8 protein-coding genes are annotated in these 10951 nt (G+C 53.0%); 7 read left to right on the top strand and 1 reads right to left on the bottom strand.

The genetic code is table 11. The features are described 5' to 3' along the window. The first annotated feature begins 56 nt into the window (after window positions 1–56). The 3 genes from DACE_RS11235 (at window position 57) to DACE_RS17405 (ending at window position 5486) form a co-directional block, all read left to right on the top strand. Window positions 57–1571: a multiheme c-type cytochrome gene (locus DACE_RS11235; RefSeq protein WP_006001290.1), complete on the top strand. Its 1515-nt coding sequence runs from the start codon at window positions 57–59 to the stop codon at window positions 1569–1571. A 235-nt stretch (window positions 1572–1806) separates the two neighbouring features. Further along, window positions 1807–2775 carry a substrate-binding domain-containing protein gene (locus DACE_RS11230; protein WP_162013604.1) on the top strand — a complete coding sequence of 323 codons (969 nt, stop codon included), beginning with the start codon at window positions 1807–1809 and terminating at the stop codon, window positions 2773–2775. Continuing rightward, entirely contained in the window at window positions 2772–5486 is a 2715-nt protein-coding gene (locus tag DACE_RS17405) for an EAL domain-containing protein (RefSeq protein WP_006001285.1), read from the top strand. The genes DACE_RS11230 and DACE_RS17405 overlap by 4 nt, the downstream gene beginning before the upstream one ends. A 655-nt stretch (window positions 5487–6141) precedes the next feature. Here DACE_RS17405 and modF read toward each other — a convergent pair. Continuing rightward, complete coding sequence (gene modF, locus DACE_RS11220) at window positions 6142–7590, bottom strand: molybdate ABC transporter ATP-binding protein ModF (RefSeq protein WP_006001283.1); 1449 nt, start codon at window positions 7588–7590, stop codon at window positions 6142–6144. A 268-nt stretch (window positions 7591–7858) separates the two neighbouring features. On the opposite strand from modF, the gene DACE_RS11215 reads away from it, so the two are divergent. The 4 genes from DACE_RS11215 to dgt all read left to right on the top strand — a co-directional run bounded on the left by DACE_RS11215 (window position 7859) and on the right by dgt (window position 10945). After that, window positions 7859–8203 carry a DUF3024 domain-containing protein gene (locus DACE_RS11215; RefSeq protein ID WP_006001281.1) on the top strand — a complete coding sequence of 115 codons (345 nt, stop codon included), beginning with the start codon at window positions 7859–7861 and terminating at the stop codon, window positions 8201–8203. Window positions 8204–8217: 14 nt separating this feature from the next. Next, window positions 8218–8814, top strand: a complete 597-nt coding sequence (locus DACE_RS11210) for a DNA-3-methyladenine glycosylase I (RefSeq protein ID WP_006001280.1) — start codon at window positions 8218–8220, stop codon at window positions 8812–8814. Next, on the top strand, window positions 8811–9560 hold the full coding sequence (locus DACE_RS11205) for a putative signal transducing protein (RefSeq protein ID WP_006001278.1): 750 nt from the start codon (window positions 8811–8813) through the stop codon (window positions 9558–9560). Before DACE_RS11210 ends, DACE_RS11205 begins: the two co-directional genes overlap by 4 nt. Window positions 9561–9634: 74 nt before the next feature. Then, on the top strand, window positions 9635–10945 hold the full coding sequence (gene dgt, locus DACE_RS11200) for a dGTP triphosphohydrolase (RefSeq protein WP_006001276.1): 1311 nt from the start codon (window positions 9635–9637) through the stop codon (window positions 10943–10945). Window positions 10946–10951: the final 6 nt, after the last annotated feature.

The following is a 10951-nucleotide window of genomic DNA, read 5'->3' as shown; positions in this document are numbered from 1 at the left end:
ACTACAACCGTGTTGTGTGTTTGTATTAATTTGACAACCTGTATCAGGAGGGGAACATGAATCATCTGCTAGGCTCGCGTCACACAATTATTCTGGCAGTACTGCTGGTTGTGGCAACCGCAACAGCCACATTCGCTCAACAAAAGGTTATCAGTGACGACACCCAGGAATGTCTCGACTGCCACACGACGGTCACACCGGGGATCGTTGCCGATTGGCAAAAAAGCCGTCACTCTCACACCACCCCACAAGACGCTCTGGCCCTGCCGGAGATCGAACGGCGCATGTCAACAGCCCAGGTTGACGAAACACTCAACGCCGTGGTGATCGGTTGCGCCGAATGTCATACCATGAATGCCGATCAGCACGAAAATGATCGTTTTGAGCACAACGGTTTCGCCATCCACACTGTGGTTTCCCCCAGTGACTGTGCCACTTGTCACCCGGTGGAAGTGGAAGATTTTTCCCACAACCTCATGTCTCAGGCGTATGCCAACCTGATGGACAATCCCGTCTATAAGGTCATGGTCGACAACACCAATGGACTGGCTACCTTCAACGGGGCCAGCTTTCACCATGAAGGCGCTGACGACATGAGCAACGCCGACTCCTGCCTGGCGTGTCACGGCACCATTGTTCAAGTAACCGGCAGCGAAACCCGCGAAACAGATATGGGGGAGATGAACTTTCCGACGTTAAGCAACTGGCCCAATGCCGGGGTTGGCCGCATCAATCCTGACGGCAGTAAGGGGGCTTGTGCGTCCTGCCATATGCGCCACCAGTTCTCCATTGAAGTAGCACGAAAGCCCTACACTTGTGCCGAATGTCACAAGGGACCGGATGTCCCGGCGTATAAAGTCTATTCCGTCAGCGTCCACGGCAATATCCAGAAATCCGTGGACAAATACTGGGATTATAAAGCCGTGCCTTGGACCGTTGGCAAAGATTTCACCGCGCCGACCTGCGCGGCCTGCCATGTCAGTGAGCTGGTCAACAGCGATGGCGAAATTCTCGCCAAACGCTCCCACCGGATGACCGACCGGTTGCCGTGGCGTATTTTCGGTCTGCCTTATGCGCATCCGCACCCCATCAACGCTGACACAACCACTATTGTTAATCAAGGTGGCCTGACTCTGCCGACTGAGCTGACCGGCGAACCGGTGACATCTGCCCTGATCTCTGCTGACGAGATGGCGGTGCGCACCACCAACATGAAAAACGTCTGCTCTGGCTGCCATGCACAGCAATGGGTGGATGGTCACTTTGCCCGTCTGGATCGCTCCATTGAAACGTCAAACTACATGACATTGCAGGCCACCAAGGTCCTCAGCACCGCCTGGGAAGAAGGTCTTGCCCAAGGCCTTCCTCAGGGTGCCAACCCGTTTGATGAAGCGATCGAAATGAAATGGATTGAGCAGTGGCTTTTCTACGGCAACTCGGTCCGTTTTGCCACGGCTATGGGTGGTGTCGACTACGGCGTGTTTGCCGATGGCCGCTGGACCCAGGCAAAGAACCTACAGGAGATGGCTGATTATCTGAAATTCCTGCGCGCCGGGCAGGAGAAGAAATAACCCCAGCACAATTCACCGTGGGCCGGTATTTTGATCGGCCCCACGGTGGATTGTTTGCCATACAAATATAGATTCATTAAATAGGCCCTCCTTATCTATAACTCTTTTTCTCTTTTTTTTCTTTATTGGTCAAGCTACAATCCGGTGGATGTACCGAAGACTCCCTGCCATAAAAACAATGCTGATGCTGATGCTGCTGTGCAATCTCAGATGTACAGTCCACGCAGCAGACGCTTTGGCGTTCTCACAAAGCGTCGCAACCGCTCCGGTCACTTTCCAGGGCGGCCTCCATAGGCCGGTAAAAATCGTCACGATTTATCCTGACCAACAAGCGTCCAGTTACTGGCGACGCAACTTGGTCAGCATGACGGCACGCCTTGAAGAATTGAACATTCGCTATAAATGGACCCATTTTTCAAGTCAAGCGCATCAAACCCGACTTCAGGAACAGCAACTTGCCAAAGCATTGCAGCTTAAACCGGATTTTCTGGTGATCAACATTGATTCCTCTCGCATTAGAAAGTTGCTCGGCCGCGTTCTTTATCGTGGCACACCGAAAATCATTGTCCCGAACCAGACCATCCCCAACACCCAGTGGCAGGACTACCCGCCACTGCTGTACACCGGCTTCGACCATGAAGAAGGGTCTCGTATGCTGGCAACCCATCTATTTGACACATACGGCAATGACGCACGTTATGCCATTATCTGCGGCACCAACGGCCAGGTCAGCCAGCTCAGAACACAAGGGTTTCATCAAATCGCGATCGATCGTCAGGCCCCGCCGCCTCTGGTGGAGTTTTTTACCGATCAGACTCCGGACAAAATCTACCGGGCCGCCAGCGACATCGTTAACAGCTACAACCAAGTGGATTTCATTTTTTGCACCACAACCGATATTGCGTTAAACACCAGTCGAGCGCTAAAAGATCTGGGCCGAAAAGACGCCATCGCCATCAATGGCTGGGGAGGCGGCGAAAAGGAACTCGAAGCACTGCAACAAGGCGACCTTGCCGCAACAGTAATGCGCATGAACGACGACAGCGGCGTTTCGATTGCAGAAGCGGTCAAATTTGTGCTCGAAGATCGACAGCAGCAGATTCCTCGACTATTCTGTGGAACGATGAAACTTCTCAGCGCCGCAAATTTGTGTCAGATTGAGGATCTCAGGAAACAGGCGTTTCGCTACTCGGAGGCGCAATGAACCCGTTTTTCATCCTTCGCCCCCGTCCACTGAAGATGACCACGTACCTGATGGCCATCGCCTTTTTGTTTGCGGTGCTGTTTATAGTTCTACTCTCCGGCTACAGCTATCTGGACAATCGCAAAACAGTTGTCGTCGAAATCCGCAAAAACGCCCATCACAATCAGCGCATGGTTGAGGCGGTACTAGAACAGCGCCTGAAAACACTGGATACGGCATTAAAAAATGCCTCGCAGATCGTGGCCAAACACTATTCAGCGTCGACCCCTGTGGCCAGCCACCAAGCCATCACCAACAGCCTGATGGCTTTTTATGAACGGGACCCCGGCGGAGCGCTCGACCTACTGTGTCTGAAGCTGAACGACGGCGCAATGATTGACGTCACATCGCCCTTTTTTGCGTCACCGCAGCTCCAGCACACGCTAACGACCAATCCGTCTGCGCTGGCATACTGCCCTGGAACCGGCACGGTGCTCCTCCAGCAGCAGGAAAAAATTACCGCCCTGTCATCCGGAAGAATCATCGGCACCATTTACGCCGCCACCGTGGTCAATGACAACCTGGAGTTACTACAAGAACTTGAACAGCGAATCACGGCTGAAGCCATCACCCTGCAGTGGAACAATCAGCCGATTCTTGGCCATGGCAGAAACGCGATAAACCAATCTCAGATTGAGGGAGAATTCATCCCCGAAGGATTTCCCCGCCAGGCTGGCGAGTTTTTCTACATTGACAACCGACTGACCATTAACAATCAAACCAGTGATCTACTGGCCACCCAGAAACTCTCCGGCGATCTGCTCACACAACTGAACGAATCGTTACGTCAGGGGATCCTCTCGGTCTTTTTCGCCACACTGATTTCCGCGGGAGGTGTCATCATTATCTTCCGCTATCTGACCCAGCGTTCCCTGAATACCGTACTGCAGATGACTGAAGCCGCGTTTCGTAATACGGAACCAGCTCGCTATAAACCGACTCTGGTTTCCGAATTCAACATTCTCGGTCATTCCATCGTTGATCTTGACCATCAGCGCAAGGAATCGGAAAAACAACTGTTGTTGTCTTCGAGCGTATTTGACAATGCTGTAGAAGGCATTGTCATCACCAACCTTGACGGCATCATTGAGCAGGTTAACCCGGCCTGTGAAGCCATGTCGGGCTACCGCCTCAAAGAACTGATCGGGGAAAATCCGCGTATTTTCAGATCAGACCATCATAACTCCGCATTTTATCAACAGATGTGGCAGAGTCTCATTGAAGAGGGGCGTTGGGAAGGTGAAGTGTGGAACCGTCGTAAAAACGGCGAAGTTTATCCCTTAAACGTCTCCATCTCGCGCTGTACCAATTCTGCGGGGATACCCAGCCATTACGTAGCTATTTTTCACGATATCTCGGAAATCAAACGCAGCGAAGAGAAGCTTCAACATCAAGCCTACCATGACGCGTTAACCAACCTTCCCAACCGTAAATTGTTTCATGACCGGTTAAGCGTTGCTGTTGCTCATGCTCGGCAGCATAAGACCAAACTGGCTGTCATCTATCTCGATATCGACAACTTTAAATATATCAACGACTCGCTCGGCCACCATTATGGTGACAAACTTCTTCAGCAAATCAGCGAACGCCTGCTCAGTTGCACACGCCAGGAAGACACCACCGCCCGACTCGGTGGCGATGAATTTATCATTCTCATGCCTGAGATTGAAGACCCACACGACATCACTGTGCTTTGTCGACGCATCCTCAAACAGTTGGAGCTCCCCCACGCTCTGTCAGGGCGTGATTACACGGTGAATGTCAGTATGGGGGTCACCGTATTCCCCGATGATGCCGACACCCCGGAAGACTTGATCAAAAACGCCGACATTGCCATGTATCGTGCCAAAGAGGCGGGCAAAAACGGCTATCAACTGTTCACTGCTGCGATGCAACAAACCATCATGCAACGGATTGAACTCGAAGCTCGGCTCAGTGACGCGCTGTGCCGCAATGAGTTCGTACTGTTCTACCAACCTCAGGTGGATCTGGAAAGTGAACATGTGATCGGCGCTGAAGCCCTGATCCGCTGGCAAAAACCGGATGGCCAGTTGGTTTATCCCGATGAATTCATTCCCATTGCCGAAGAGTGCGGCCTGATCACTCAGATTGACCATTGGGTTCTCAAAGCCGCCTGCCGCCAGGCAAATAAATGGCGGGAACAGAGCGGCCGCAACTTCAAAATGTCCGTCAACCTCTCTTCCGAACAATTTGCCAAAGACCAGGAGCTGGTTCAGCGGGTGAAAAACGTTCTGAACAAAACCGGTTTGCCTGCGGAATGTCTGACTCTGGAGGTTACGGAGAATGCCGTTATGAGTGACACCGAGTCCGCCATCGCCATCATGACGCAGCTCACCGCACTGGGCGTCAGTATCGCCATCGACGACTTCGGCACCGGTTACTCTTCACTGAGTTATGTGAAAAACTTTCCGGCCCGCTACCTGAAAATCGATCGGTCATTTGTTAAAGACATCCCCGGCGATTCCGATGATATGGCCATCGCCGCCTCCATCATCTCTCTGGGACGTAACCTCAACATGGAGGTAATCGCTGAAGGGGTGGAAGAGCAGACTCAGATCGACTTCCTCAAACAGCATCGCTGCCAGCAGGTGCAGGGGTATTTTTACGGCAAACCGTGTGCAGCAGAATTCTTCTCGCAACAATTTTTCTAGCAGGTCGTTGACAGTCTAAAAGCTTACCGACAACAACATTCTTACGAAGGGTGGGCACTGCCCACCCGTTTTACAAGTGCCACGGAAAAAATAGGGAGCGGCGCCAAACCGTTATCACCGTTTTACGCCAGAGATGATGAGTTGCACGATTCGTCGACCTAAAGGGCGGCGAGCCGAATTCGTAAAGCATCACGGAAACAGAAACAGTGTAGGTGAATCCAGGTTCAGGAGAAGTTCAAGCTGGCTTTTGCATACTTTTGGGCGGCCAGCCAAAAGTATGTCGGCTGCCGGGACGAAACCCGGCGACCTTGTCTTTGACTTTGATCTTGATCTTCAGTGGTTCGCAATTCGGAACAAATCGCTCTGGCAACCTTCATCCGCTCGCGATGGAGGTACCCACGTGACGTGGGCTTCCGCGCCCACACCTCGGGCCACATTTTGCGTCGACAAAAGTGGCGCAAAATCGACTCCCGACCATTGCGCCCTGCGGGTTCCCTCTCTTCAGTCGCTTACGCCGTGATGTCGGCAAAACTCGCTGACGCTCAAACAGGTTGCCGACGATCATCACAGCGACACTCCTTACGTTCGGCGCTGCTGAACGGGAGGGCTGGGGTGCAAAATAACTCGCTGAAGGGTGGGCACCGTCTCAAAACAATCACGACACCACCTCAGCCATAAAACCACCACCGCAGGCAGGCACCAGCCGCAAATGACGCTGAATACAGGGAATACGATCTTCATCATGGTGAGTGACATACAACAACTGAGTGCGCCCCTGACGCCCCAGATAATCAATCAATCCCAGCACCAGATGGCGATGCACTTCGTCAAGCCCCTGGCACGGCTCATCAAGGATCAACACCCGAGGCTGTTTGACCATGGCTCGCGCGAGTAAGACCAGACGTTGTTCCCCGTAGGACAAGCGATGAAACGGCAGGTTGGCCTTGCCCTCCAATCCCAACAACTCAAGCCATTGGCGGGTAATCTGTTGCTGACGACGGGTCGGCGTCTGATAAAGGCCCACGGAGTCATAAAAACCAGATAAGACCGTGGTCAAAACCGTGCCCCGTACCCGGTATTCCTGGTGAAACAAGGCGGAGACCTGTCCGAGATGACGCTTGATCTCCCAGACACTTTCGCCACTGCCTTTAGCGCGCCCGAACAGCATAATCTCATTGGCGTAAGCCTGGGGATTATCGCCGCTGATCAAGCTGAGCAGGGTTGATTTTCCGGAACCATTCGGACCGGAAATTTTCCAGTGTTCGCCCGGCTGCACCTGCCAGCACAGCCGGTTAAGGACCAACGCCTCAGCATAGCGAACAGTGACGTTGTTCATGGCAATCAACGGCTGGCCGTGCAGGTCGGGCAACGTCGGCAATGGCGCATCACAATCAGGCAGTTGCAGCGTTTGATGCGCATCAAAATGGTTCAGACGTTGGATGGCGTTCTGAACGTAATCATCCTCCCGGCCTCCCTGCACCAGCAGTGTTCCATCATGCAGATACCCCAGATGCGTCACCTGCGGCAACAGGTTGCTGAAACGATTGACCATAAGAACCAGCTGTCCCCCCTGCTCGATCCAACGACCAATCAGAATGCGTAATGCATGACGCGACTGCGAATCCAAACCGTCAAACGGCTCGTCCAGCACCAACAGGCGGGGCTTCTGCACCATGGCCTGAAGGATCATCACTTTGCGCATTTCACCGGTGGAAAGAAAACGCAGCCCACGTTCCAGCAACCCTTGGCATCCCAGAGCCTCGGCCAATGTTTCTACGTCACCCGGTGCATCGGCAGCGAAAAAGTCTCGCACTGGAGTCCCGTGATCCACCCGGTCGAGAAAATCAGAATCATCATGTTCCCGTTCAAACTGCAACACCTCACCCAGCCGTTCAAAGCTGACCAGAGCAGCGGGCAAGTTCAAACGGCAGCGACCGGAAGTCACGGGCAGTTCTCCACACAAAATACGCCCGAGCACACTTTTACCCGAACCGTTGCTGCCGACAAACGCCCAGTTCTCGTCGGGTGAAATCGCCAGAGAGACATCGTGTAACCACGCTTGTTTACGAACCACAACGCTAATATTGTCCAGTTCAATTTTCATTCTTTTTCCACCACTTCATTTATCATTTCAGCACGGCAGTGCGTTAAAAAGCTGATCCTCCCCCGGCCAGTCACGCCTGAAAGAATCAGGCTCTGTAGTCACACGGCGACCTCATACATCATTTGGAGATAAAGATGTCGTTGGCAAAAGCCATGGTGAACTTTTTGCAAGAATTTCGACATAGCATTGACGAACATAACAAGAATACAGTAAAAAAGGGATTCATTATAAGCAACTCACTGAGTGGCGTTTCCAGCAATGGGGTGATATGGCATTTTCTGAATTTGAATTGAAACGGATCGACAAGGTGATCGGCGGACTGTGCCGTGAGAAAACTCCGGACACACTGCGTGATCGGTTACGTTATGACTATCTTGTTCGCGACAACGAAGTGTTTATCACAGAGATTCGCCCTCATTGGAAAGATCCCCAAAAGAAAACCGAAACCGGCGTTGCGCGGCTTATCTATGTGTCCGACCAACAACTGTGGACCCTGTACTGGCAGCGCGTTAACCTGCAATGGGTGCCCTACGAGTCCCATTTTGAAGACCGGGTTCTCGACGCGCTGATCAAAGAAGTAAATAAAGACGCATTTGGTGTATTTTTCGGTTAACGAAAGGCCGAACCATGTCCCCATCCTCTGATGATCCCCGCTGCAGCTGGTGTCTCGGCGATGCCGAATATATCGACTATCACGACAACCAATGGGGTGTGCCGCTGCATGACGACCGAGATCTGTTCGAAATGCTCACTCTCGAAGGGGCCCAGGCCGGTCTGAGCTGGCTGACCATTCTGAAAAAACGCCCCAATTACCGCGTGGCGTTTGCCCATTTTGATATTGCCACGGTTGCCGCTTACACCGACAGCGACATCGAGCGATTAATGACCAATCCCGGCATCGTCCGCAACCGGTTGAAAATTACCTCAACCATTCGCAATGCCCGCGGCATATTACAGCTGATCGATGAGTTCGGCAGCTTCGACCGTTATTTGTGGGCATTCGTCAATGGCCAACCAATCATCAACCATTGGCGCACTCTCGACGAGGTCCCGGCCCAGACAACGGAATCTCAAGCGATGAGTCGCGATCTGAAAAAACGCGGCTTCAACTTTGTCGGCCCGACCATCTGCTATGCACTGATGCAATCCATCGGCATGGTTAACGACCATCTGGTCAGTTGCCCCCGCCATGCACAGCTCAACAGCATCGCCGAATCTCCATGAGCAACCCGCGCCACGAACCGTTCACCGCCCTCTATTCGCCCCACACTGAGCTGGAGCTCAGCCTGCTGCGCAGTCGTCTCGACGCGGAAAACATCCCCTACACCGTAACCAACGACCATTTCGGTTCGCTGTACATTGGTGTCCAAATTGAGTCCTTCAACCGCCGGTGGATCCTCGTGGCCGACAGCGCCCTGCCACAGGCTCAGGTGGTTCTGCACGACTTTCTGGCCCGGCAAAAACAACCCACATCTACGCTGTCGCAACCCACCTATAACTGGTGGGATAAACTGCGCACCGTTCTGGAAGTTGTGCTGTTGGGATGGATGGTTCCCCGCCGTCGGCCAGCCGCAGCAAAAGATGAGATGGTCTTTGATATAGAGTTTGACCCCCAACACCGGATTTTCATCGCAACAACCTCAGGTACCCTGACGGCCCAAGGCATGATCGCTCTCGGCCAAGAATTACTGGCACAGACCCGTTGGCAAGCGGGAATGGCGGTTATTTTTGACCATCGCCAGCTTGAATTTGCCGTGACACCCGTAGAGGATCTGGAAGCAATCCGAAATTTTCACCGCACCCACCAAAACCAGATCGGCCACGGCAAGTCGGCGTTTGTCGTCGGGCCGGGACAGGCTGATGACTGGCTGGAGCTCTGGCAACAGGGCAACAAAATGGCGACAAACCATCGCACAGCGGTTTTCGAAGAGATCGAAGAAGCACAAGTCTGGCTCAGCCATTCTGACTGAAACAACTTTTTGCATCCCAGCGCAAAACCTTTTATGCTGCAGGCAACCCTGATCCCGCTTTGTGGAGGTACCTGATGTCGTTAGAGTGGCCCAAGTTACTGTCTCAAGATCGCGTTGACCAACCAGCACCGGCGACACCAACAGTTGGAGAACGCAGTCCCTTTGAGATCGATTACGATCGCGTGGTGTTCAGTGAACCGTTTCGCCGCCTGGCAAAAAAAACCCAAGTCCACCCGCTGGCCCCCAATGACCATATCCATAACCGTCTCATTCACTCCATTGAAGTGGGCAGTGTCGGCCGCTCTCTGGGCAACAAAATTCAGTCCTTCCTCGTTGAACAACACCCTGATCAAAAAGCCCTGTTCGATAATATCGCTCAGATCATTCAGGTCGGCTGTCTGATTCACGACATCGGCAATCCCCCGTTTGGTCATGCCGGAGAGAATACCATCCGCGAATGGGTGGCCAAACACGACGCCTTAGTGTTCAACAACCAGATCGACGCAGCAACCCGCAACGATCTGCTGCTGTTCGAAGGCAACGCCCAGGGCTTTCGCCTCGCCGCGCGTAAGGATATCTCTCAATGCGGCTACATGCGCCTGACCTATGCGTCCCTCGGCGCCATGATCAAGTACCCCTGGGCCAGCGACGATCCACGCGCCGCAGCCAAGAAAAAATTCAATGTGTTTGCCAGCGAAAAAGAAATCTTTACCGACATGGTCGCCAGAATGGGGCTGCAACGGCCGGATGGCCGCATCGCCCGCCATCCCCTGTCGTTTCTCACCGAAGCTGCAGACGATATCTGCTACCGTCTGCTTGATATGGAGGATGCCGTGTCCATGCGCATCTTTCCGGAAGAACCGATCAAAAAACTGTTTCTGACTCTCGCCGGTTGCCCCGACGACACCTGGAAACCCACGGCCATGGCACGCAGTGAAGCGATCGATGCCCTGATCAACGAAACCTGCCGGGTGTTTGCTGAAGATTATCCGGCCATCCTCAACGGCGAACGTCAAACCGATCTGAAAAGCGATTTTTCCGACAGGTTCAGTGGTGCCTTCGAAGAGATCGGCAAGCTCTACACCATCATCTTTTCCCATCGTTCCAAGCTGGGTTACGAGATCGGCTCATACAAAATGCTCGGCCGCATTATCAAGGCCTTTGTTCTCTCGGCTCAGGCTCTGGGAGAACGGGGAAGCTACCACGACCTCGACTTCATTTCACAACGCTGCTTTAACCTGGCTTGGGATGACGCCTTTATCAAAACCAATGCGGACAAACCCTATCAGTGGTGGTTACGACAGATCTTTGATTTCGTCTCAGGACTCACCGACAACTACGCCATCCAAATCTCGGGCGAAATTGAAGGTATTCTGACGCCCTGAAGCATA

It is taken from the genome of Desulfuromonas acetoxidans DSM 684, assembly GCF_000167355.1.
GTDB classification, from domain to species: Bacteria; Desulfobacterota; Desulfuromonadia; order Desulfuromonadales; family Desulfuromonadaceae; genus Desulfuromonas; species Desulfuromonas acetoxidans.
This window is presented reverse-complemented; position numbering and strand designations above follow the sequence as displayed.